We start from the raw sequence: 24,328 nt of genomic DNA, 5'->3' as shown, positions 1-24,328 counted from the left end.
CTATCCGATCACTCAGCGATCTCTACGATCAATTCAATCTCTACAGGAGCGTTCTTTGGCAAGGCGGCTACGCCGACTGCAGAACGAGCGTGCCTGCCTGCCTCGCCGAATAACTCCCCAATGAAATCCGAGGCCCCGTTAACCACCACGGGCTGATCTTCGTAGCCAGGATCCGAGGCTACAAACCCGACGATCTTGATCACGCGGGAGATATTGTCCAACCCGACCTCCGCATCGACAGCCGCTAGGGCGTTGAGCACGGCGGTGCGGGCCTGTTCCTGGGCCTGCTTAGTAGTGACTTCGGCACCCACCTTGCCAGTCACCGACAGCGAGCCATCCACCAGAGGAAGTTGACCAGAGGTCCATACCTGGTTGCCCACGCGCAACGCGGGCACATAAGAAGCCAGTGGCTTAGCAACGTCCGGCAGCTCTACCCCCAACTCTTTCAAGCGAGCGGAAAGACTCATTTACTCTGTCACCTCGCGCTTGAAGTAGGCGACCACGTTCTCCGGGTTCGGGCCAGGGGTGATGGCTACCAGTTCCCATCCATCCTCACCCCAAGAATCAAGAATCTGCTTGGTGGCGTGGGTCAGTACTGGTGCAGTTGCGTATTCCCATTTAGTCATAAAGTTTATTCTAGCGATTAACGCCACCTTATGCCGCCCCAGTCCAGAGCGCTGCCGCCGCTACGAGAGCAGTTACACGCTCTGACCGCGTTAAATACCGACGAGTTCGCCGCCTTTTGCCAAGTAATTCGCCCAGTCGGTGATGTGGGGATTCTTGCGCAGGAGCGCGCGGCGCTGGCGCTCGGTCAATCCACCCCACACCCCAAATTCCACACGGTTATCTAAGGCATCTGCCCGGCATTCTGTTAATACAGGGCAGCGGCGGCAGATGACAGCGGCTTTGCGCTGTTCAGCGCCACGCACGAATAACGCGTCCGGATCCCCATTGCGGCATTTTGCTAAAGTGACCCACTCACCGCGCTCGGGATTTCGGGCTGTATTGGACATTCCCGCAGTCTTCACTCGAACGGTCATGGGTGAGTGTGCTCCTTCCCAGACGGATTACCATGCATTGTGGCCTGAGTCTATTCACTAGATTGCAAGATTGTCTACGAGGTCACACTTTAGGGGGTGCAGGTCGCCTTCCCCATTACTAGGCAGACCACGTAGGGTATTTATCGTGACTGTCTTCAAATCTTTGTCCAAGATAGCCCTGTCCACAGTCTTGGTAGCCGGGCTCATCGCGCTCGCGCTTGCCCCTTTTGCAGGCATTTCGGGCGTGGCAATCGCCCGCACCAACCAGACCATGCAGTCAGAACTGCAAGATCTAACAGCCGGCAATATCCCGGGCGTGACCACAGTGAAGGACGCCTCGGGCAAAGATATGGCCTATGTCTATCGCCAACGCCGCCACCCCGTAGACGGCGACGAGATTTCGGACGCGATGAAAAACGCCATCGTTTCCATCGAGGACGAGCGCTTTTATAAACACGGTGGCGTAGATTTCCAAGGCAATTTCCGCGCCTTGTGGACCAACCTCACCTCCGGCGGGGTATCTCAGGGTGCGTCCACCATTGACCAGCAGTACGTCAAGAACTATCTCTTGCTTGTCTCCGCGCAAAACGATGAAGAACGAGCCGCGGCGATCGAGCAATCCGCCACCCGCAAGCTCCGTGAAATGCGCATGGCCACACAGCTGAATGAAGAGTTGGACAAGGAAGAAATCCTCACCAACTACCTCAACCTGGTCTCCTTTGGCAACCATGCCTACGGCGTGGAAGCCGCTGCGAGGACCTACTTTGATAGCCACGCTGCGGACCTCACGGTCCCGCAAGCGGCGATGTTGGCTGGCATGGTGCAGTCCTCGGAGCGCCTCAACCCCTATACCAATGAGGAAGAGGTGCTGGACCGCCGCAACGTCGTGCTGCAATCCATGGTGGATAATGGCTATCTGGAGCAAGCGGATGCAGATAAATACAAGGATCAAAAATTAGGTGTTAACAAGCAGCCCAATACCCTGGATAATGGCTGCATTGGTGCAGGTGATCGCGGATTTTTCTGCGACTTTGTACTGCACTACCTCGAGGAGAAGGGCATAGACCAAGACCAACTCGCCCAAGGAGGATACACCATAAAAACAACGCTGGACCCCCAGGTGCAAGATACGGCGCTATTCGCGGTACAGTCGCACACCCACCCGAATGCCCAAGGCGTCGCTGAGGTCATGAACGTTATCGAACCGAGTACGTCGGACCGCAAAGTCTTGGCCATGGTCTCGTCCCGTGCCTACGGGCTGGATCGGGACAAAAATGAAACCCTGCTGCCACAAACCAACTCCTTAGTGGGCAATGGTGCCGGCTCGGTCTTTAAAACCTTCACCGCTGCAGCCGCCATCGAGGCTGGCTATGGCATTAAGACTACGGTGGATGTGCCCATCCGCTACGAAGCCGAAGGTCTCGGCCACGGCGGCGCCGATAACTGCCCCGCCAACCGCTACTGCGTGGAAAATGCGAGCAATTATAAGGCCACGATGACTCTGCAAGAGGCCTTAGCACACTCCCCCAATACCCCGTTTATCAAGCTCACCGAGCAGATTGGCGTGGCACCCATTGTGGATATGGCGGTACGACTCGGCCTTCGCTCCTACGACGAGAAGGGAACCTTTGATAAGGACACCTCCATCGCGCAGCGCACGAAAGACGCCAGTTCCGGTTCCTTTACTCTGGGCCCTAATCCGGTAAATCCTCTAGAACTATCCAATGTGGGCGCAACGATTGCCTCTCACGGCTGGTGGTGCGAACCCAACCCCATTGACAAAGTCCTGGATAAGAACGGCAACGAGGTCTATCTCAAGGAAACCCCGTGCGAGCAGGCGGTAGATCAGGACGTGGCCCACGCCCTGTCCAATGCCCTATCCGAAGACGCCACACAGGGCACCGCCAAGAACGCTGCCCTGGCCGCCGGGTTTAGCTCCCCCATTGCCGCCAAGACCGGCACCACCGAATCCAACCAGTCCTCGGCGTTTTTGGGATTCAACGAGGGGCTCGCCGCCGCTCCCTATATCTATAACGACGGAACCGATACGCAGCCGCTATGTACCTCACCTGTGCGCCAGTGCACCGGTACCGGCAACCTCTTTGGTGGTTTGGAGCCCGCACAAACATTTTTCACCATGGCATCGCAGCTGTCGCGGGCTACCCAGAGCGGGCTACCCAATTACAATAAGAAATACGACGACGGCACCACCGGGGATAAGCTGCTCGATAGCATGCGAGGGAAAACCGAGTCACAGGCTCGCAGCGCCCTTGAGGCCAAGGGCTATGTGGTAAAGACCTCCCGCGTCGTCGATGGGAGTGTTCCCTACGGTCGCGTGGTACGCGCGCTTACCGGCAAGGATGGCAAGAAGGAAGGCGCGGAGATTACCCTGCAACTTTCTGACGGCTCCCCTGTCACCTCCCCTGTTACCCAACCCCCCTCCAACGGCGTGGGCAGTACGAATACGACCGGCACACAAAATAACACCGGCAGCCCAGGCACTACCGGTGTCAACAACTGGGGAGGAAATAACGGCGGCGGATGGAACCTCATTCCTGAGGACTTTGGAATCTTCCAACAAGATATCGATAATTTGCGCAACGAGATCCGCAATCTCCTCGGCCGCTGAAAATTAATTAAGCTGGCCTTTTACCTCTGCGGAAAGGCGCTTGCCGTCGGCCTGGCCGGCGGCCTTTGCGTTGGCGACCTTCATCACCGCACCCATCTGCTTCATGGTGGGTGCTTCGCCATTTTCTTTTTCTACCTCGGCAATTGCTTCTTCTACCAATGACTTAAGCTGTGCGTCATCGAGCTGGCGCGGCTGGTAGGCCTCGAAAAAGGGGACATCGGCAAGCTCAGCCTCTGCCAATTCCGGGCGGCCATTTTCCTCATAGACCTCCGCGGACTCGCGGCGCTTTTTAATCTCGCGCGCAATGACCTTGAGGATGTCTTCATCCTCCAGCTCGTGGCGGGAGCCAGTAGTTTCCTCAGCCTGGATTGCCGCCAGCAGCGCGCGAATGGCGCTGGTGCGCTGTTTTTCCTTGGCCTTCATCGACGTTTTCAGATCCGCTCGAATAGTATCTTTTAGCTCGCTCATGCCTTTCAATATACGGCCATTTGGGGCAGGTAGTGTAGAAGCTGTGAAACTTCAATGGATTCTTGGCGGTGTCGCCGCTGGCCTAGGTATTGCTGCTTGGGGCTTTAGCGAGCTTAAAAAATTCGAGCTCAAGGAATATACTCTTCCCCTCCTTCCCAAGGGCACCCTGCGCGGTGAAGAGGAGTTCCGCCTGCTGCATATTTCTGACCTGCACATGATCCCGGGGCAGCAGACCAAGATTGACTGGGTCTCTGCCCTCGATACGCTAAAGCCAGACCTGGTGGTCAATACCGGCGACAATCTTTCTGATAAGCAAGCCGTGCCCGATACCCTGCGCGCGCTCGGCCCGCTGCTCGCGCGGCCCGGCGTATTCGTGTTCGGCACCAATGATTATTGGGCACCGCGCCCGGTCAACCCCTTCAAGTACCTGCTGGGTAAAAAGCGCGAGCCCTCCTACGTTGACCTGCCTTGGCGCGACATGCGGGCGGCCTTCATGGAGCACGGCTGGTACGACGGCACTCAGGCCCGCCACGAGTTCAAGGTGGGCACTGTTCGCCTCGCTGTGGCCGGCGTCGACGATCCGCACCATGGCTTGGACGATTATTCCGAAATCGCCGGCCCGCCTCACGAGGATGCTGATCTATCGCTAGCGCTGCTCCACGCTCCCGAGCCGCGCGTGCTTGAAAAATTCGCCGCCGATGGCTATCAGCTTTCTCTCTCCGGACATACCCATGGTGGGCAAATTTGCCTTCCTGGGTCGCGCGCCATCGTGACCAACTGCGGCATCGACCGCCCGCGCGCACAAGGTCTGCACGATTTCGGCCCTATGAAGATGCACGTCTCCAATGGCTTGGGCACGTCTAAATTCGCCCCCGTGCGTTTATTCTGCCGCCCCTCGGCCACCCTACTGAGGATCACCGAGGTGGACTAGACCTGCCGTTTTGTCGATCTTATTCTGCGTGCGCTAGAGTATTCCAGTACTGCTTTTAAGCAGCACACCGGGATATGGCGCAGGTTGGTAGCGCGCTTCGTTCGGGACGAAGAGGTCGCAGGTTCAAATCCTGTTATCCCGACAGTAGCCCGCAGGAAACTGCGGGCCTTTTTATGCAGTAGAATCCGGCGGATTCTAGGACCACCGCTTCCTAGGCCAGCATCCCGGTAAAGAATGCAATGGCGACGAGGATGATAGAAAATGCCCATGCGATGGGGAACGCTATCTTCAGGTACTTGCCCATCTGACCATCCGCCAGCCCCAGTGCCAACCACAGCGCCGGTGAAAATGGGGAGACGAAGGTGCCCACCACATTGCCGATAATTAATGCGCTCGCAGCGCCCATCCCGCTGACTCCGAAGGACTCAACCGTGCCTTGTACGATGGGTAGTACCGAAAAATAATACGCATCGGTAGAGGTCAACAGATCCAGCGGCACCCCAAAGAATCCCACAATTACGTGTAGATACGATGCCACACTTTCCGGCAAAACGTTCACCAGGCTCAGCGCGATTTCTTCCAGCATCTTGGTCTCATTGAGCACGCCCAAGAACATCGCGGCCGCGATGATAACTCCGGCCATAGACAAAGCGTTGGGGGCGTGGCGCCGCAGGGCATCACCCTGCTCCATCGCACCGTCGAAGTTCACCACCAAGGCAATAGTGCTAGCAATGAGGAACGCGGGTGCCGGCGGCAACAACCCCGAAAGCAGGGCTGCGAGCACGGCCAAGACAACGACGATATTCGCAATAGTAACCCACCGGGATTTCCGGTACCTGAACCCTAATTTCTGCTGTTCCCCGGCCTGCTTGGCGGAAAAATCATCCGCCAAGGAATTCACGTCCACAGAAATGGCACCTTTAATCTCGCCACTTTCTTGCAACTTGGCCAAGCGGCTTTTTTCGCGCCACCCCAAACCGGCGGCAATGACAAAGATGAGGAACACCGCCACGCCTTGGATGGGAAGTAGGTGTAGCCAGATGTCGTTCGGGGCTTGCTCAACCACTGCACCGGCACGCCCCAGTGGCCCGCCCCACGGAACCATATTCATTACCGACGCGGCGAGCGCCACGATGGCGATCAAGACATACCGCGACATGTGCAGCGCGCGGTACAGCGGTAACAAAGCGGGAATCGTAATAAGAAAGGTGGTAGACCCAGAACCATCGAGGTGCGCCACGATACCGATAGCGGCCGTACCTATGGTCACGGCCAGGACATTGCCGCGAGTCGCCGTGATAAGGCTGCGGATCACCGGGGTAAAAAGCCCTACATCGTGCAAAATTCCGAAGAAGATAATGGCGAAGATAAACATCACGACGATGTTGATGACAGAGCTTAGGCCTTCGCCAAAGAAATTCGCAATGTCTTCTATGCCAAAACCTGCTATCAGAGCACCGATGACGGGAACCAGGGTCATAGGAATAATGGGATTAACGCGGCCGCGGATAAGGATGCCCACCGTCACAACGATGATGGCCAGCCCTATAAAGGCAAGTCCGAAGGAAGTCTGCATTGCGCTCCTTTAAAATTCACTGGCGTCTGTATGGCGCACGCCACTAGCCGTAGGAGATATGACTAATGCTAAATATTACTGTGTGGTAGCGCACATGTCTGCCCCTGTCCGCATATACCGCCAAGATCAGCCCGCGCCGGGCCTAGATATATACCTCTGGGCAAAAACGGGAAACGACGCGGCACCCCTACAGCACCGCGTCGTCCCTATTCCCTATCACTCACAACGGCGTAAGCCGTTCGCCTACCCCCTAAGTAGGCGGTGTGAGTACCAGTAAGAATAACACCTAACGTATCCCCGCCATAGTGCTGGCAAGTATTGCCAGCACTAAACAAGCTGGTGCCTATTTAAATATTAAATTTCATGCCTTAGTGCTGAATTTCTTGTTCTTCCTGGCAGGAGAGAGCCACTTTATTCCACTCAAACCCACTAGAGTCATAGCGCCCAAGACGCCAAGGCATGTCCACAGCACCACTGCGTTACCGTCGTTGCCCGCCACGGTAACGGCGGCCGTTGTCCAGTTGAGTGGCAAAAGGTTAGCTACTACCTGCCACAGCTTGTCCACCCCGGCGATGGCCGCGGATTTCCACAGCCAGCCCACCAACGCGGTCTGCCCAATGCCAAAGATCGCGGCAAGGATTGATCCCGCGGTCATACCACACAATTCGAGCAGGCCGCGCACAATAAGTGCGGACGACAGGGCACCTAAGAACAGCGCCCCTCCGGCGGAGACGGCGGCAATAGGGGTAAGTCCAATGGACAAGACGAAGAGCAGTATCTCTCCGACGGCCACCACGGCCAGCGATCCGCCAAGGACCATCAGCCAGGGGCGCAATCCCAATTTCCACGCCACCCCGGCCGCGGATCCAGCCAGTAGGGTCAGCGCGGAAATGAGCATGGCGATGACCGGGCTGAGCTGGCGTGCGTCCTCTTCCGCGGCCACGTGCGCGGGCGGCAGGGCGCGCTGCACCTCGCCCAGGTTCGACTGGTTTTGTTTCGCGAGGCCGGTGAGTTTTCCTGCGCCATCGTCAAGCTGGCCCACCCCATCGAGAGCCTCATCCACGCGGCTATTAAGCTCCGCGATGGACTGATTGAGCTGCTGCGCGCCTGCCACGGCCTGGTTGATGCCATCGTGGTAGGCATAGCCGTTTACCGCCAGCTGATTGGAGAGTTCGCGCGAGCCCTGCTTAAGCTTCTGCAACTCCCCGACCAGCGATTCATCAAGGCGGAAGTTTGCCACCTGGATGCGCAGATCCCCTAACTCAGAGCGAACCTGCTTGGCTTCCTTCGAGTCATTTCCCTGTAAGTCGCGCACCGTACCATCGATAGCCTCTAGAATCTGGCCTTGGACAACTCCCAGGCCCACGACCTGGTCGACGGCCCCGCCGACGGTATTGGCCAGCTCCGTCGCCCCACCGCCGAGGGTATTGGTCCCAGATCGCAGCTGGTTCAACCCTGCCGCCAATTCTTGCGAGCCACCGGCGAGCTTGGCGACGCCCTCACCTAGTTCCCCTGCCCCCTTATCCAGCTCGCTGGTGCCCTTTTGTAATCGGTCCGCACCAGATTTCAGAATACTGGCCTGAGCTTGTGCACGGCTGGCGGCCGCGGCGGCTTCCTTGAGTTCTGGCGATGCCGAAATCGCCTGCGGTGCGCCGTACGGCTGGGCGGCACTCGACCACGCATGCGCCGGTTCCCACTGCGACCAGGCCGCCACTGCGGTACCAACGATAAGCGGTACGGCAAGCAATACGAGCAGTAAGAGGTTGCGCCACCGCGAGTTCCTTGCGGTGGCGGTCGGCGCGGTCGAGGCAAGGCGTTTGGTCATGCTAGTAAACTATCGCTGCAGGTCATTGACTTTCTGCAGGCGCGCCGAGCGCCACACATAACAAAGAGAATCTACTATTAAGACATGCCTAGCCCTCTAAAACACTCTCATTCCCGCACCCTAGCGTGTGCAGCCGCGTTTCCGCTGTGCATGACATTGGTCTCCTGCACCGACAATGCCAATAGCTCTGTCGATTCCAGTGAGCCCCGAACATCTGACGCCGTAGCGCAATCTAGTTCCAGCTCTAGCTCCAGCCTTTCAAGTTCCACGGAGCACACAACGACTACGACGGACTCGCCCACAACCTCCCCGGCAGAAACTAGCGCGCAACCACCTGTGCCACAGGAGACAGCAGTCGCTCCTATCACCCCGCAGACCAAGGGCGATTGCTCCCCAAGCGCCTTTTCTCCTTTAGAGCCCAATATGGGCAATATTAGGGTGGCAGATTGCGACGGGGAATGGGCTCATTTTGGCAAAGCCAATACAGATTGGAGCGCATGGGCGCGCTTTAACAATGGCGCATGGACCAGTATTGAACCCATCGGTGTAACAAATAGTGGATTGACCGCACCGTGTTATGACGTAGACGAATGGGTAAATCAGGGCGCGCCTAGCTTCGTTGCAGACGATATGCGCCGCTGTGATTAATCCAGCCTAAAACACAAGCCGCCTTCGACCCACTTCCTCACTGTGGGTGGGGGATGTTCGAAGGCGGCGTTGTTTTTATGCTCTCAAGAAACGGCGCATCCGTAGCGGCTGGCTATTTCTTTTCAGCGAAGACCTCGCGCACGCGCTGGCCCAGGGCCGGGTGGACATTGGTCCAATATTGGTACACGCGCTCTTCAGTTTCTTCGGATACGCCGGCCATTGCGTTGGTGATATTGGTGACTAGGCGCTCCTTGGCGGCGGCGTCGTAAACGTTTTCGTACAAATCGCGCGCCTGCACGAAGTCATCGTCTTCCGCGTGGCGCACATACGGCGCGCGGACCAGGTCGTGGCCATGCGGATCTGGGTTTACATAAAGGTCAGCCGCGGTGGTGGTCTCTAGATCCTCGCGGTTATTCAAGGAGGCATCATCAAGCACGCCTGCACCTTTGGCATGGCGGTTGGGCGAGTACACCGGATCTTCTGGAGCATTGTAGAAATACTGCATCGGACCCTCGTGTTCGTAGGTATTGACCTTCTCCGCATTGCGCGGCTGGTTGACCGGCAGCTGCCTGTAGTTCGGCCCGATGCGGTAACGCTGTTGATCCGCATAAGCGAAGACGCGTGCCTGCAGCATCTTATCCGGGGACAGGCCAACGCCCGGCACGATATTGGACGGGTCCAGCGCAATCTGCTCGATCTGGGCAAAGAAGTTGCGCGGGTTGCGGTTGAGCTCGAAGTAGCCCACATCGTGCAGCGGGTAGTCCTTCTTGGACCACACCTTGGTCAGGTCAAAGGGGTTGAAGCGGTAGTCCTCCGCCTCTGCCAGTGGCATGATCTGCACCTTGACGTCCCAGATGGGGTAGTTGCCCTCTGCAATGGCGTTATAAAGGTCTTGACGGTGGCTATCCGGGTTCTGGCCGGCTTCCACGGTAGCCTCTTCATCGGTGAAGTTCTCAACACCCTGGCGGGAGATGAAATGGTACTTCACCCAGAATGCCTCGCCGTCCTCATTAACCCACTGGAAGGTGTGGGAGCCGTAGCCATTTTGATGGCGGGTGGTCTTCGGAGTGCCACGGTCACCCATGAGGTAGGTCACCTGGTGGGCGGATTCCGGGTTACGAGTCCAGAAATCCCACTGCATATCGGCATCGCGCAGGCCATTGGAACCGAGGCGCTTTTGAGAGTGAATAAAGTCGGGGAACTTCATGCCATCGCGTAGGAAGAATACCGGGGTGTTATTGCCCACGATGTCGAGGTTGCCGTCTTCGGTGTAGAAGCGGAGGGCAAAGCCATGCACGTCGCGCCAGGTATCCGGGGAGCCCTGCTCGCCGGCAACAGTGGAAAAACGGCCCATCATCGGAGTGACCGTACCCTTCTGGAAGACCTTGGCCTTGGTATAAGCGGAGACATCTTCAGTGATGTGCAACTCACCGTAGGCGCCGTGGCCCTTGGCGTGTGGGGTACGCTCAGGCACGCGCTCGCGATTGAAGTGGGCAAGCTTTTCAATGAGGTGAATATCGTTGAGCGCTACCGGACCCTGGGGGCCGGCGGTCACGGACGTGTTCTCAGAGGGGACGGGTTGGCCGGACAGGCGGGTAGTGTTGCCCTGACCTGCAAGACGCTGTCCCTTGTTCAGAATGTCATCAGCGGTGGAATCAGTCATGGTATGTCTTTGCCTCCTGGCAATCAGTCGATAATTTGGGGACAATTATCAATCACGGACAACACATAGCTTACTACGTTTAACGGGACCGCGCTAACTTGTGCACACATGTGCTGCTTGCCGATGCCCCCACCGGCCCCTCGGCGCTGAGGTAGACATGCAAGAGCTACTGGTAGATTCATTCAGGTGACACACCACTCCGCAGCAGACGACGTCCGCGTCACCGAGCTCGCACTCCGAGCTGGGCGCGGCGACCGCGCAGCGCTCACGGAGTTCATCAAGGCCACCCAGGATGATGTCTGGCGCCTCCTCGCCCACTTGGGCGGCCCCGAAATTGCCGACGATCTCACCCAAGAGACCTACCTGCGCGTCATCGGTGCCTTGCCGCGCTTTGCCGCCCGCTCTTCCGCACGCACCTGGCTACTCTCGCTGGCCCGGCGCGTGTGGGTAGACAATATCCGCCACGATATGGCCCGCCCCCGCAAGTCCGCCACAAAATACGAAGACGCCATGAGCTGTGTTGCGGAAAACTCCGGTTCCTGGAGCGATTGGATCGATGCCCGCGCGCTTATTGATGCCCTGCCGACCGACCGCCGCGAAGCCCTCATCCTCACCCAGGTTCTAGGGTATACCTATGAGGAAGCCGCCAAGATTGCCGGGGTCCGCGTCGGCACCATCCGTTCCCGCGTGGCACGCGCCCGCAAGGACCTCATCGAGGGCTCGAGCTAATACCCCCGAATGTTCGAGTGCCTGCACGCATCCTTTTCTCGCAGTACTTATCAGAGTAGAGGTCATTAGGGCAGCGCAGCGCGCGCATGCGTCCCTCCGGCGGGGTAGAAAAATACTAAAGTGACGTGATTTCAGCTGTGAAGTCACGGGTGAAATGTGATTTTATTGGATCCACACACGTGATAAATCGACCGTCGATCCGGGCCCGCGCGCTCCCAAAGCCGGGCCCGGCGAGTGTGAGTAAGAGAGTTTCTCCCCTCATGATTAAACGCGCAATCGGAATCTCCATGGCGTTTATTGGCGTCGTGGTGGGCGCAGGCTTTGCCTCGGGCCAAGAAGCCATGCAGTACTTCGTAGCTTTCGGTGACTGGGGCCTGTGGGGCATCGCCCTCGCCGCCGCCCTCATGATGGTCACCGGCGTATCCATCCTGCAGCTAGGCTCCTATTTCCAAGCGGTGGAACACACCGCCGTCTACAACAAGATCGCTTCACCAATTACAGCCAAGATCTTGGACTGGTCCACCCTTATTACGCTGTTTTCCATCGGCTTCGTCATGTTCGCCGGTGGTGGCTCCAATATCAACCAGCAATTCCCCAGCATCCCCGTGTGGGTCGGCGGGACCGTCATGCTTATCCTCGTCCTGCTGGTAGGGCTTATGGACGTGGACCGCGTCACCCGCGTCATCGGTACCATCACCCCGTTCATCATCGTCTTCGTGGTGCTCGCCACCGGCTACACCATTCTCACGGCCAATGTGGATTTCGCGTCCCTGAATACCTGGGCCATCGATAACGTCAATACCTCGCTGCCTAACTGGTGGCTCTCCGCACTGAACTACACCGGCCTGAACGTCATGACGGCGGTATCCATGTCCATCGTCATCGGCGGTAACTTCTTGGATAACCGCGCCGTGGGCATAGGTGGCCTCATCGGTGGTTTCCTCTACCTCATCCTGTTGGCTCTGCTCGTCTTCGCCCTGTTATTTGAGGCCAAGGACGTCAACGGCGAGGATATGCCGGTGCTGAAGCTGATTACGGGCATCCACCCGGTCCTCGGTATCTTGATGACCTTTGTCATCTACGGCATGGTCTTTAACACGGCCGTCGGTATGTTCTACGCCCTGGGCAAGCGCCTGACCCGCAATAACCCGCAGCGCTTCTTCCCCGTCTATGCGGCATCTTGCATCATCGGCTTTGCCCTGTCCTTTATCGGTTTCCAGTCCCTGGTCAGCAACGTCTACCCCATCCTGGGTTACCTCGGCCTGCTGATGATTGTCGTGATGGTTTATAACCGCATTAAGAACCGCGGCATGCTTGCCGATGAATCCGACCGCCGCATGCGCGCCCACGATCTCGTCGCCCGCAAACTGGACCCACGCCAGCGCTTTACCAAGAAGAACGAGCGTGAGCTGCGCATGCTGGCCGCGGCATCCAATATGAACACACAGGAATTTATCGATAACCTCGCCGAGGATATCCACGAAGAGCTCGAAGAGGACGATGAACTCGACTATGACCGCGAGGCTCCCGAGCCTTCCGTTACCTACGTCCAGCATACGAAGCCGGAAGTACCCTCCGCCGATAGTGACTTGGACTTTGGCAGGAAAGAGGAAGGCTAAGGAACCGAATCTTTTTAAACGCCGGGCAACGCTCGCTTCACAGCCCTGCCCGGCACTGTGGCTCTAGCCTTTATACCAACAGTTCTGCGATCTGAATGGTATTGAGTGCAGCACCCTTGCGCAGATTATCGCCGGACACGACGAGTACGAGACCTTTATTATCATCAACCGTCTGATCCTGGCGGATGCGCCCAACCAAGGAATCGTCCTTGCCGGCTGCGGCGAGGGGGGTGGGGACATCAGTAAGCGTTACGCCTGGGGCATCGCCCAGCAGCTCGGTGGCCTGATCCGGGGTGATGGGTTTGTCGAACTCCGCGTGGATGGTTAGGGTGTGGCCGGTAAAAACGGGGATGCGCACGCAAGTGCCGGCTACCTTGAGATCCGGCAGGCCCAGAATCTTGCGGGACTCATTGCGCAGCTTCTGCTCTTCGTTGGTCTCGTTGCTGCCGTCATCGACGAGGTCGCCGGCCAAAGGCAGGGCGTTATAGGCGATGGGTGCAACGTAGGGTCCCAGGTCCTCATCATCGAGCGCGGAACCATCGTGGACCAGATTCACATTGTGATCGCCCACACTGTAGACCTGTGCGGCCAGCGTCTGCACCCCCGCCAGGCCAGAGCCAGATACCGCCTGATAGGACGATACGTGCAGCTTGTTGAGGCCGGCGGCATCATGCAGCACCTTGAGCACCGGCATGGCGGCCATAGTAGTGCAGTTTGGGTTGGCGATAATGCCCTTCGGCGGGTTCTTCACTTCCGCGGGGTTTACCTCCGATACCACGAGTGGAACCTCCGGGTCATTGCGGAAGGCGGAAGAATTATCCACCACGATAGCGCCGGCAGCAGCAAAGACCGGGGCCCATTTCTCGGAGGTGGAACCGCCTGCGGAAAATAGCGCGATATCAACATCGGCCACGGCCTCTTCGGTGACCTCAGCCAGGTCCTCGACGGTGATTTGCTCGCCGCGGAACTCCAGCTCGGTGCCCGCGGAGCGGGCGGAGGCGAAAAAGCGCACCTTATCCGCTGGGAAATTGCGTTCTTCCAGAATGGAGCGCATCACGCGGCCGACCTGGCCGGTGGCGCCGACGACTGCAACGGTAGTCATTGTCTTCCTCTTTTATTGCTGTGAACTGCTGTGAACTGCTTGGTATTGCTTTGGTTTAGCGTCCGGTTCCAGCATAGACGGTGGCTTCTTCCTCGCCGCCGAGCTGGAATTTATCGTGCAGGGCGCGCGCCGCTTTTTCCAAGTCTGCCTCGCGTGTCAGCATGGAGATGCGGATTTCAGAGGTGGAAATAAGTTCCATGTTCACCCCAACATCGCGCAGGGCCTCGGTAAAGTCCGCCGTAACCCCGGGGTGGGACTTCATTCCAGCGCCAACGAGCGAGACCTTGCCTACCTGATCATCGTACAACACATTGGACCAGCCGCCCTCGGACTGCAGCTTGCTCAACAGCTCCATCGCGCGGGGGCCATCGGCGCGCGGGCAGGTAAAGGTGATGTCGGTGGTGCCGTCTTCCAAGGAGGAGACGTTTTGCAGCACCATATCGATATTGATTTCGGCATCGGCGATGACGCGGAATAGCTTCGCGGCCTCGCCCGGGCGATCTGGGATGCCCAGCACGGTTACCTTTGCCTCGGATTTATCAGTTGCTACACCAGTAAGTACTGCTTCTTCCACGGGGATATCCTCCATCGATCCAGTCACTAACGTGCCGGAGTCATTTGAATAAGACGAGCGAACTCGCAACGGAACATTGAAAGCGCGGGCGTATTCCACGCTGCGCAGGACCAGAATTTTGGATCCTACGGCGGCCATTTCCAACATCTCTTCAAAAGAGAGCTGTTCTAGCTTTTGCGCATCCGGAACAATGCGCGGATCGGCGGTATAGACACCATCGACATCGGAGTAGATCTCACACACATCTGCCTTAAGCGCCGCCGCCAGGGCGACCGCGGTGGTATCGGACCCACCGCGGCCCAGTGTGGTCACATCGCGCGACTCCTTATTCACGCCCTGGAAGCCGGCGACAATGCAGATCTTCCCATCCTCTAGGGCCTCGGTCAGACGGCCGGGAGTGACGTCAACGATGCGCGCATTGCCATGACGCTCAGTCGTTAGCACACCAGCCTGGGAACCGGTAAAGGACTGGGCCTTCGCACCCAAGGACTCCACCGCCATGGCCACAAGCGCATTGGATATGCGCTCACCAGCGGTCAGGAGCATATCCATCTCACGCTGTGGGGGAACAGGATTGACTTGCGCTGCAAGGTCGAGAAGTTCATCGGTGGTGTCCCCCATAGCAGAGCACACCACGACAACATCATTACCCTGCTTTTTAGTGGCCACAATCCGCTCCGCTACCGCGCGGATGCGATCTGCGGATTCGAGGGAGGAGCCGCCGTATTTTTGAACGATCAGGGCCACGGTGTGGTTGCCACCTTTCGTTTGAAAAGGCACCCTGGGCGCAGATGCGCCACAGAAATACCTGTCGGACACTAGTCAAGTTCCTATGCTACCCCGCACAGCGCTACACCTCATCATAATTCCGAAACAATACTTTTATTTTATTCACACTCACCACCCCCGTACGCGCTAAGCGGCGATGCGGGTGAAGTGCGGGACGCACCGCCGCTGGGCAAAAATGCATATCTGCTCCATTTTTACTAGCGTTGAGCGGGTGTTAAGCAACCTTCTCGCTGTATTCTTCGCGCTCGCCTCCGCCCTTACGGTTGCTTGGGGCACCGTGGTTCGCCACCGCATCGCGATTGAAGCAGACGATTCAGTCATGCGCTCCGCCATGATCAACCCCCTATGGTGGGTCGGTACCGGCGCGGCCGTCCTCGCTTATGGCCTCCAGGTCGTCGCCCTGGGCTTTGGTACCTTGCTGGTGGTCCAGCCCATTTTGGTGCTTTCACTCATGTTTACCCTGCCGCTTTCGGCCTGGTACGCCAAGCGCCCCATGCCCGTACACGAGACGTTCTGGTCCATCGCGCTAACTGTCGCGGTCGGCGTGATGGTGGTCTACGGCCGTCCCGTTGCCGGCAATCCCCGTCCCGAGTGGAGCGAGTGGTGGCCCGCGCTGTTATTGGGCCTGGCCACCTTAGCTGCGTTGGGCGTAGCCGGCCACAAAATTCGCGAGCAACGCCCGCTTGCCCTGGGCACCGCTTGCGGCGTCATCTACGGTTTTGTCGCCCTGCTTTCTAAGGCCGTGGTCGATATCTTCACCCACGAGGGCTTGGGCGTCCTGGCGGGCAGCTGGCAGTTCTACGGCCTCATTGGCCTCGCCTTAACCGGCACGGTGGTGCAGCAATACTCGTTTAACGCCGGTCCGCTGGCGAAGTCGCTGCCGGCCATGACTATCTTCGAGCCCATCGTCGCCTTCAACCTGGGCTATATGGTCTTGGGCGAGAAATTCCTCATCGATTCCACCACCGGCTGGCTTATCATGCTGGCCGCGCTCGGCGTCATGATTACCGCGACCATCATTTTGTCCCGCAGTCCAGTCAGCCAGCGCAGCTAGATTGCCCACTCGAATACGGCCAGCATATAGGCCGAAAACCAGGCCCCGAACAGCACCCAGGCACCCACAGCCACGCTTGCCGATGCCCCCTTCTTAACCACCCACGGCACCAATACCACCGCTGCGGGCAGTAAGAGGCGGGGGCGGGAGTGCATGATGCCATCGGAAAGCAGCACATTGGCCATCAACCCCGCAGCGAATAGCCAGGCCGGCAGCGGCAGGCGCCCCCAGGCCAGCAGCAGGCAGATGGGGGCGGCGATGATCACCGCAGCGCTGAGCAAATATCCACCATTCGTGGCACTAGTCAGCGTCTCTGCCACCCAGGACACCGTCGCGCGGCCGCCGTCGAAACCGGAATTCCAGTGTTTTTCCTGCAGCCCAAAATATCCACCGGCGCCGGATAAATGGCGATTTGCCCACCAAATATAGCCAACCAGGGGCAGCGCCGATACCACCACACTCAACCAGGCCCACCAGCTGCGCCGTGCCTGCAAAAACACCATGATTGCGAAGACCACGATGAGATTCACCGCGGTCAGACGGACGAAGGCGGCAAGAAAAATCAGCACTCCGGCCATAATCCAGCGCTGGTCATGCAACATCACCACAGCCCACATCGCAAGCGCGCCAAAGAGTGCCTCCGTATAGGGCATGGCAAAAACGATGCTCATGGGCGCACTGCTAACCACCATCGCGCCGAGCACCTGACCGCGCGTGCCCATGCCCATCTGCCGAGCCAGCGCCATAACACCCGCTGACAAAGCAATAGTGAAAAAGAAATTGAGGGCCATCGCCGTACCCGCAACATCTGCTCCCAGCAGGTTGCTGACTGCACGCACCACCAGCGGGAAGCCGGGAAAAAACGCGAGGGTAGTTTCTTCCGACGGGGCACCATCAGCGCCGATATAGCCCGCGCGGGCAATGTCCACGTAGTATTCGGCATCCCATTTATTCAGCAACCCCCATAGGGAATCACCCTGGGCCGCGGCCATCGCCGCGAGCACGCTAAGCCGAATCGTTGTTCCCGCAACCGCCACGAGCGCAGCATAAAACCAGCAGCGCAGCATGTTCTCTGCTGCGGGACGGGGAGAGGTAAAAGCTAAAGGCACATCAGCATCGTACGCCAGCTGCTCGCGCATCCCGTTGAATGAAATATGTTGCTAGGCAGTAGGATCCTCTGTAGTGTGACCGGTATGACATTGCGGAATGACCTACTCCTTATCTGCCGCGGCGGGATTTCGGCCTGATCCTACGGCCAGCGCCCCGTCGCGGAGTCTGGCAATCCCCAGCCCAGCTGGCCGTCGCACATTCCGGCACCAAACACATTAAGGAAACCGCACACCATGTCCCCCAATGATTCTCATATCAGCGCACCCCGTGAAATTACCACTCCTGCAGGCCCTCCCCGCGAGGGACAGCCAGCGTGGAATAAGCAGCGCGGCTCCTCCATGCCCTTCGACCGCTACCAGCCCTTCTCCATAGAGGTCGAGGATATCGATTTGCCGGACCGCACCTGGCCGAGCAAGAAGATCACCCACGCTCCGCAGTGGTGCGCAGTAGACCTGCGCGATGGCAACCAGGCGCTAATAGATCCCATGAGCCCCGAGCGCAAGCACCGTATGTTCGACCTGCTGGTGCAGATGGGCTACAAAGAAATTGAGGTGGGCTTCCCGTCCGCCTCCCAAACCGACTTCACCTTCGTCCGCGAAATCATCGAGGGCGATAAGATTCCCGCGGACGTAACCATCCAGGTCCTCGTCCAAGCCCGCGAGCACCTGATCCGCCGCACCTTCGAGGCCTGTGCCGGTGCCAAGAACGTCATCGTGCACTTTTATAACTCCACCTCGAAGCTGCAACGCCGCGTGGTCTTCCGCAAGGACAAGCCGGCTATCAAAAAGCTGGCGACCGATGCCGCCGAGCTCATCAAATTCATCGCCGCCGACTACCCCGATACCAACTGGCGCTGGGAATACTCCCCCGAGTCCTTCACCGGCACTGAACTGGATTTCGCCCGCGAGGTCTGCGATGACGTGGTCGCCATTATGGATCCCAGTCCCGAAAACCCGATGATCATCAACCTGCCGTCCACGGTGGAGATGATTTCGCCGAATGTCTACGCAGATTCCATCGAGTGGATGGACCGCAACCTGGCCCGGCGCGATTCCATCTTGATTTCGCTGCACCCGCACAATGACCGGGGCGAGGGCATCGCCGCCGCCGAACTGGGCTATATGGCCGGCGCCGACCGCATCGAAGGCTGCTTGTTTGGCAACGGCGAGCGCACCGGCAACGTGGACCTGGTGACCTTGGGCCTGAACATGCTCACCCAGGGCATTGACCCCCAGATCGACTTTAGCGATCTGCCCAAAATCCGTGAAACCGTGGAGTACTGCAACCAACTGCGCGTTCCAGAGCGCCACCCCTACGGCGGCGAACTGGTCTTTACCGCCTTCTCAGGCTCGCACCAGGATGCCATCAATAAGGGCCTGGACGCGCTGGCTGCAACGGTGCACCCGGAGGCCAATTCTACCGACGTCAGCTGGGAAGAACTGCGCGATGCCATGTGGGAGGTGCCCTACCTGCCCATCGATCCGAAGGACGTGGGCCGCGATTACCAGGCCGTTATTCGCGTCAATTCGCAGTCCGGCAAGGGCGGTGTCGCCTATATTATGAAAACCGACCATGGCATCAATATGCCGCGCGCCATGCAGGCGGATTTTTCCGCCGTGGTGCAGGAAATTACCGATACCAAAGGCGGCGAAGTCAATTCCCAGAAGATGTGGGACATCTTCACCACCGAATTCCTGGACCGCACCACACCATTGCACCTGGAATCCTTCGAGATCGACAATATTTCCGCCGATGATGCCGATGCCACCGTCACCGCGACCGTGGCCTACAACGGCAAGCAATCAAAGGTCACCGGCACCGGCAACGGCCCTATTGCCGCCTACGCTAATGCGTTGGAATCCTTGGGCATCGACTTCGAAGTCATCGACTATTCCCAGCAATCACGCTCGGCGGGCGATGACGCCGAGGCCGCCTGCTACATTGCCGCCGATGTTAACCACAACAAGGTCTGGGGCGCCGGCATCGCCGGGTCCACGACCCGCGCCTCTATCAACGCAATTACCTCTGCAGTAAACCGCGCGTTGGCCTAATACTGGCGTAGGCGGGCATGGTAGAAGATCGACTATGAATTCTTCTACCTATCTCATTCCACATCGCGGCCTCGGCGCGGTGCAAGCATTACCCATTCACGGCGCATCGGTGAAGGGTACGGAGGGGTTTACCGTCACCCTGGCTCCCGGCCAGGAGGGCGGTTTAAGCGTGGAAGCCCCTGACACGATCGGCACCATCAGCGCCGCGGATCGCGCCGAATACCCCGAGATCGACCTGCTTTTCCGCGCCGGGCTGACCCCAGCCGCCACGGCACAGCCGCATGCCGATGGCCACGTCACCCTCCTGCTTCCCCGTCCTGGTCTCTGCCTGCCGGCGAATAATCCGCCCGGCGGGCCCTATACGATGCTGGGCTACGCCCCACCCATCGATATCACCGATCTGCCCGCGGATCTCGATATCCCCGCCCAAGCCCGGATGCACGTGCTAGTCAACCTGGTGCCTTCCGCCACTGCCGTCGATGTCTTCTTCGGCCCCACATTCCTCACCACCCTGTCGCCGGGTCCCTCGTTGCCCGCCTGCACGGATGTGCCTATCCTCGCCCACGCCTATCACGCCCCGCGCAGCAACAATCGTGTGCTAAGCGTGTATGCCGGTGACCCGCTGCCAGCCTCTAACGAGGACTCCGTGGCCGTCGCCACCCCCACCACCCAAGCAGCGACCGAGACCTTCGAAACCAGCAGCTTCCGCGCCGTAACGACTGCCCCAAAGCCCGCGCGCCATACCGGGTGGTGGGTCGCCGCCATAACGCTCGTGGCGCTGGTGACTCTATTCCTCGTCTTCATCATCGCGGTGTAAGTTCTGCCGAAATGGGCAGGGCCGCATCGAAATAGGCACCGACAAGGCCCGGCGTGCCCTGTCCAGCCATAGGAATTCTGGGATACTAGACTAAGGCTGATGATTAACACACCTGGCCCCTCCCCACGGTCGCCGCAGGCTCCCTCGCCGGCGACTATGGCGTCTCAGCATGCGGCTAGGACCCACGCCCCGGCGTCTCCTCACTCCGCAGCCGAATCCGCGGCACAAAACGCCCCGCAACCGTCGGCCACACGGCAGCACAAGCCGGGCCAGCGCCGTCCGCGCCGTGCCGTCCGCCCATCCGGTAGGCCCACGGCGCCAAAAAATCCCGCCAACCCGGCTGCTCCGCCTGCCACATCCGCCGCAGACAGCTGCCCGCAAAAGCAGTCAGAAAAGACCGAGACCGCCGCTGAGCATCCCTACGTGGCCCTCACACTGCAGACCACCGGCATCCATCCCTCGACCGGCCGCATCGTCACCATCGATGCGGTGGCTTTTGATAACGCCGGCAACTATGGCCAGCGCTTTCACGCTGTGATCAAGCCAGATATCGACGCCGGACCGCGCCACCTGCACGGGCTGACCGTCGCGGATATCGAGCAGGCACCGGCCTTTAACAAGATTCTCAAATCGCTGGATAAGCTTATCGATGGCCGCACCCTCATCGTCCACGATATCCCCTATACCTGGGGCTTTATCGTCGCTGAGGCACGCCGCGCCATGATAGCCGCCGCCCGTCATAACCGCGCGCGCCACCGGGGGCGCAATAAAGGCAAGCGACGCCACCAAAAAGTAGGCCACATGCCCACTCCCGTGCGCATCGTCGATACCTTGGCTACCTCGTATGCGCAAGGCGTGCGTTCGAATGATGTGCGCCTGCGAGGCGTCGCCCAGAACAATGGCCTGGACGCCGTTCCCACGGCAACGATAGAGCGTGCCCGCCGCCCGGAACAAGAGACCTCGCGCGAGGAGACAGAGCTGCTCATCCAGCTCTACCAGCACCAACAGCACGGTCCCGTGCGCAGCTATGCCCCGGATGATCTTCGCGCCGATCGCTTTGGTCTCCAACGCTCGCACGTGCGCGTCGATGCCGCCGAGGCCCCCGTACAGCACCACAACCCCGGCATATACGAACCCGGCAAGGAACTACGCCGCGGCATGGTAATCGTCGTGGCACCCGAAATCCTGGAGGACCCGGATACGATTATCTCCGCCCTCATGCGCGAAGAGCTGAATTACTCGGAGAAGCTCACCCGCGAGGCATCGCTTGTCGTGTGCAACGTCACCACGGACCTCGTAGGCAAGGCCATGCACGCCCAGCGCAAAGGCATTCCGCTGATGTCGGATGCCGCGTTTCTCGATGCCCTCACCCGCATCGAAGGCCCCGCCACTTCCCAGCCCCCGGCGCGCCGCCAATCCCCGCAGAAGGGCGGAGGACATAACCGGAAACGGCGGCGCAGGCGTGGCGGGCGCGGGCGAGGTCGGCGAAATTCTGGCGGCTCGACACCCAAGAACAACGCCTAGGCCACTTCCCCGGCTACCCTAGAGGGCATGAGTTTTTCAGTCCCGGGTGCCTTTAAAAAATTACGCACCACCGCCGCGACCTCCGCCGCGAAGCTGGCCACCACCGCTTCCCGCGCCACCGGCCGGGGCGCCGGCGGAATGATCGGCGGCCTTATCGCCAATGCCATTGATCCCTCCATCATGACCAACCTAGGCGGCGGGCGCCCTGCCGTGCTCGTCACCGGCACCAATGGCAAGTCCACCACCACGCGCATGCTCGCCGCCGCGGTCCGCACCGAGTACACCGTGGCCACCAACGACGGCGGCGATAATATGGACGCCGGCATTATCTCCGCGCTCATGGCAGGCAGGGACGCCTCACACCTCGTCCTCGAGGTTGACGAGCTGCACGTGCCCCACGTAGCCGATAACCTCAACCCGCAGGCGCTTGTGCTGCTCAACCTCACCCGCGATCAGCTCGATCGCGTTGGCGAGATCAACAAAATCGAGCGCGCCCTCCGCGGCGCCGTGGAATCCCACCCCGACATGTTAGTCATCGCCAATTGCGATGACGTGCTCATGACGTCAGTGGCCTATGACGCCAAGAACGTCATTTGGGTCTCTGCCGGTGCCGGCTGGCTCGGCGATTCCGTCACCTGCCCGCGCACCGGCGGCCACGTCGTGCGCACCAAAGATGACTGGTACGCCGTAAAGCCGCTTGCCGATGGCCGCGAGTTCCGCCGCCCGCAGCCAACATGGTGCATCGACAAGCATGCCATCATTACGCCCACCGCAAAGCGCCCGCTGAACCTGGCGCTGCCGGGCCGCGCCAATCGCGGGAACGCAGCGCAGGCCATCGCGGCGGCCGTCGAGGGCTTCGGCGTGGGCCTCGACCGTGCTATTACCGCAGCGGAAAGCATCGACGATGTCGCCGGCCGGTATTCCACCATCCAGTGGAAGGGCCGCGAGGTTCGCCTGTTGCTGGCCAAGAACCCCGCCGGCTGGCAAGAGGCCTTATCCATGGTGGACCGCAGCGCCGCCGGGCTGGTCATCGCCACCAACGGGCAGGTTGCCGATGGCATCGACATGTCCTGGCTCTGGGACGTGAAATTCGAGGGCTTTAACGGGCTGAGCGTCAAGGCCGCCGGCGAGCGCGGCACAGACCTTGCCGTCCGCCTCGTCTACGCGGATATCACCCACGAGCTTATCCCGGACCCCATGGATGCGCTCGCCGCGTGCCCGCAGGGCCGCATCGAGGTCCTTGCCAATTACACCGCCTTCCGCGATCTGAAAAAGGCCCTGTCCAAGGAGGCTAAGAATGCTTAATATCGGCCTAGTGCTTCCCGATGTCCTCGGTACCTACGGCGATGACGGCAACGCCCTCGTACTGCGCCAGCGCGCCCGTATGCGCGGCCTCGACGCCGAGATTCACCCCATTCGGCTTGGCGAACCGGTGCCCGAAACGCTGGATATTTATACCATCGGCGGCGGCGAAGACACCGCGCAAATTCTTGCAGCAAACCACCTCATTGCTGATGGCGGGCTGACCCGCGCCGCCAATTCCGGACGCCCCATCTTAGCCATTTGCGCCGGCCTGCAGGTCCTCGGCGAGTCCTTCCGCGCCTCCGGCCGGGTTATCGACGGCGTCGGACTTATCGATGCCACCACCGCCGGCATGCAAGACCGCGCCATCGGCGAGGTTGCTTCCACCCCGACCGGCGCCGGCGTGACCGCAGATCTCACCGAGCCGCTCACCGGCTTCGAAAACCACTTGGGCGCGACCATCCTTGGCCCGTCTGCCCGCCCGCTGGGCACGCTGACCCGCGGCAACGGCAACGCCGACCAGGCCGCCACAGCGGACCTTGCCGATGGTTCCGCCCAGCGCACCTACGAAGGCGCCGTGCAGGGCAGCGTCATCGCCACCTACATGCATGGCCCGGCCCTAGCCCGCAACCCGCAGCTCGCGGATCTGCTCCTCGCCCAGGCCATGGGCATCTCACTCGCGGATCTTGATCCGCTGGACATACCCGCGATAGACCGCCTGCGCACCGAGCGGTTCAATGCCTCCGAGCCGCCGCGTTCCCAGCGCTAGAACCTGTGGATAACTTCCCCAATTTGTGGGCTTTACCGTCCAAATTAAGCCAAAAGGGCCGTATTGAGCGAAGTTATCCACAGGCCGGGCGCGGTCGCTTTGTGACAG

At 59.5% G+C, this 24,328-nt stretch carries 21 protein-coding genes and 1 tRNA gene; 12 read left to right on the top strand and 10 right to left on the bottom strand.

What is annotated here, in order from left to right; all coding sequences use genetic code 11:
* Positions 1-8: 8 nt before the first annotated feature.
* The 3 genes from D9V82_RS04750 to D9V82_RS04740 all read right to left on the bottom strand — a co-directional run bounded on the left by D9V82_RS04750 (position 9) and on the right by D9V82_RS04740 (position 1,040).
* Positions 9-467 (bottom strand): RidA family protein, encoded by a 459-nt coding sequence (locus tag D9V82_RS04750; protein WP_121911260.1) that lies wholly within the window; start codon positions 465-467, stop codon positions 9-11.
* Positions 468-626: a Sp36 family protein gene (sp36, locus tag D9V82_RS04745; RefSeq protein WP_121911258.1), complete on the bottom strand. Its 159-nt coding sequence runs from the start codon at positions 624-626 to the stop codon at positions 468-470.
* A gap of 90 nt (positions 627-716) precedes the next feature.
* Positions 717-1,040: a WhiB family transcriptional regulator gene (locus D9V82_RS04740; protein ID WP_121911256.1), complete on the bottom strand. Its 324-nt coding sequence runs from the start codon at positions 1,038-1,040 to the stop codon at positions 717-719.
* 145 nt (positions 1,041-1,185) lie between these two features.
* Between D9V82_RS04740 and D9V82_RS04735 the strand changes: the two genes are divergently transcribed.
* Positions 1,186-3,669 (top strand): transglycosylase domain-containing protein, encoded by a 2,484-nt coding sequence (locus D9V82_RS04735; RefSeq protein WP_121911255.1) that lies wholly within the window; start codon positions 1,186-1,188, stop codon positions 3,667-3,669.
* Positions 3,670-3,672: 3 nt separating this feature from the next.
* Here the strand turns inward: D9V82_RS04735 and D9V82_RS04730 are convergent, their stop codons facing one another.
* Complete coding sequence (locus D9V82_RS04730; RefSeq protein WP_121911253.1) at positions 3,673-4,137, bottom strand: GatB/YqeY domain-containing protein; 465 nt, start codon at positions 4,135-4,137, stop codon at positions 3,673-3,675.
* 43 nt (positions 4,138-4,180) lie between these two features.
* Here D9V82_RS04730 and D9V82_RS04725 point away from each other — a divergent pair, with 43 nt between their 5' ends.
* Together D9V82_RS04725 and D9V82_RS04720 are read left to right on the top strand one after the other, a co-directional pair.
* The gene (locus tag D9V82_RS04725; protein ID WP_121911251.1) at positions 4,181-5,068 is read left to right on the top strand and encodes a metallophosphoesterase; all 888 of its coding nucleotides are present in this window, start codon (positions 4,181-4,183) and stop codon (positions 5,066-5,068) included.
* Positions 5,069-5,136: 68 nt separating this feature from the next.
* Positions 5,137-5,210, top strand: a tRNA-Pro gene (locus D9V82_RS04720).
* A gap of 69 nt (positions 5,211-5,279) precedes the next feature.
* Here the strand turns inward: D9V82_RS04720 and D9V82_RS04715 are convergent.
* Entirely contained in the window at positions 5,280-6,644 is a 1,365-nt protein-coding gene (locus tag D9V82_RS04715) for a CitMHS family transporter (protein ID WP_121911249.1), read from the bottom strand.
* 361 nt (positions 6,645-7,005) lie between these two features.
* Positions 7,006-8,469, bottom strand: a complete 1,464-nt coding sequence (locus D9V82_RS04710; RefSeq protein WP_121911247.1) for an MFS transporter — start codon at positions 8,467-8,469, stop codon at positions 7,006-7,008.
* 336 nt (positions 8,470-8,805) lie between these two features.
* Between D9V82_RS04710 and D9V82_RS12620 the strand changes: the two genes are divergently transcribed.
* Positions 8,806-9,117, top strand: a complete 312-nt coding sequence (locus tag D9V82_RS12620; RefSeq protein ID WP_234457487.1) for a hypothetical protein — start codon at positions 8,806-8,808, stop codon at positions 9,115-9,117.
* Positions 9,118-9,229: 112 nt separating this feature from the next.
* Here D9V82_RS12620 and D9V82_RS04700 read toward each other — a convergent pair whose 3' ends face one another.
* Positions 9,230-10,780: a catalase gene (locus D9V82_RS04700; protein ID WP_121911244.1), complete on the bottom strand. Its 1,551-nt coding sequence runs from the start codon at positions 10,778-10,780 to the stop codon at positions 9,230-9,232.
* 186 nt (positions 10,781-10,966) lie between these two features.
* Between D9V82_RS04700 and D9V82_RS04695 the strand changes: the two genes are divergently transcribed.
* Together D9V82_RS04695 and D9V82_RS04690 are read left to right on the top strand one after the other, a co-directional pair.
* Positions 10,967-11,509, top strand: a complete 543-nt coding sequence (locus D9V82_RS04695; RefSeq protein ID WP_121911242.1) for an RNA polymerase sigma factor — start codon at positions 10,967-10,969, stop codon at positions 11,507-11,509.
* Positions 11,510-11,769: 260 nt separating this feature from the next.
* Positions 11,770-13,128, top strand: coding sequence for a YkvI family membrane protein (locus D9V82_RS04690; RefSeq protein WP_121911240.1), 1,359 nt, complete (start codon positions 11,770-11,772; stop codon positions 13,126-13,128).
* Positions 13,129-13,198: 70 nt separating this feature from the next.
* Here the strand turns inward: D9V82_RS04690 and D9V82_RS04685 are convergent, their stop codons facing one another.
* Both D9V82_RS04685 and D9V82_RS04680 read right to left on the bottom strand, forming a co-directional pair.
* Positions 13,199-14,230, bottom strand: coding sequence for an aspartate-semialdehyde dehydrogenase (locus tag D9V82_RS04685; protein ID WP_121911238.1), 1,032 nt, complete (start codon positions 14,228-14,230; stop codon positions 13,199-13,201).
* 55 nt (positions 14,231-14,285) lie between these two features.
* The gene (locus D9V82_RS04680) at positions 14,286-15,551 is read right to left on the bottom strand and encodes an aspartate kinase (RefSeq protein WP_121911236.1); all 1,266 of its coding nucleotides are present in this window, start codon (positions 15,549-15,551) and stop codon (positions 14,286-14,288) included.
* A gap of 253 nt (positions 15,552-15,804) precedes the next feature.
* On the opposite strand from D9V82_RS04680, the gene D9V82_RS04675 reads away from it, so the two are divergent.
* The gene (locus D9V82_RS04675) at positions 15,805-16,647 is read left to right on the top strand and encodes a DMT family transporter (protein ID WP_239088621.1); all 843 of its coding nucleotides are present in this window, start codon (positions 15,805-15,807) and stop codon (positions 16,645-16,647) included.
* Here D9V82_RS04675 and D9V82_RS04670 read toward each other — a convergent pair.
* Positions 16,644-17,714, bottom strand: a complete 1,071-nt coding sequence (locus D9V82_RS04670) for a glycosyltransferase family protein (RefSeq protein WP_121911332.1) — start codon at positions 17,712-17,714, stop codon at positions 16,644-16,646. The genes D9V82_RS04675 and D9V82_RS04670 overlap by 4 nt on opposite strands.
* Positions 17,715-17,990: 276 nt before the next feature.
* On the opposite strand from D9V82_RS04670, the gene leuA reads away from it, so the two are divergent.
* The 5 genes from leuA (at position 17,991) to D9V82_RS04645 (ending at position 24,220) form a co-directional block, all read left to right on the top strand.
* Positions 17,991-19,808: a 2-isopropylmalate synthase gene (gene leuA, locus D9V82_RS04665; RefSeq protein WP_121911233.1), complete on the top strand. Its 1,818-nt coding sequence runs from the start codon at positions 17,991-17,993 to the stop codon at positions 19,806-19,808.
* A gap of 34 nt (positions 19,809-19,842) precedes the next feature.
* Positions 19,843-20,625 (top strand): hypothetical protein, encoded by a 783-nt coding sequence (locus D9V82_RS04660; protein ID WP_121911231.1) that lies wholly within the window; start codon positions 19,843-19,845, stop codon positions 20,623-20,625.
* A 423-nt stretch (positions 20,626-21,048) separates the two neighbouring features.
* On the top strand, positions 21,049-22,149 hold the full coding sequence (locus D9V82_RS04655) for an exonuclease domain-containing protein (RefSeq protein ID WP_183129433.1): 1,101 nt from the start codon (positions 21,049-21,051) through the stop codon (positions 22,147-22,149).
* A 27-nt stretch (positions 22,150-22,176) separates the two neighbouring features.
* Positions 22,177-23,454, top strand: coding sequence for a Mur ligase family protein (locus D9V82_RS04650; RefSeq protein WP_121911227.1), 1,278 nt, complete (start codon positions 22,177-22,179; stop codon positions 23,452-23,454).
* Positions 23,447-24,220 (top strand): type 1 glutamine amidotransferase, encoded by a 774-nt coding sequence (locus D9V82_RS04645; RefSeq protein WP_121911225.1) that lies wholly within the window; start codon positions 23,447-23,449, stop codon positions 24,218-24,220. The genes D9V82_RS04650 and D9V82_RS04645 overlap by 8 nt, the downstream gene beginning before the upstream one ends.
* The last annotated feature ends 108 nt before the right edge of the window (positions 24,221-24,328 follow it).

It is taken from the genome of Corynebacterium macginleyi (assembly GCF_003688935.1).
Taxonomy (GTDB): Bacteria; Actinomycetota; Actinomycetes; order Mycobacteriales; family Mycobacteriaceae; genus Corynebacterium; species Corynebacterium macginleyi.
Note: the sequence above shows the minus strand (reverse complement) of the source record. Positions and strands in the feature narration are given on the sequence as shown.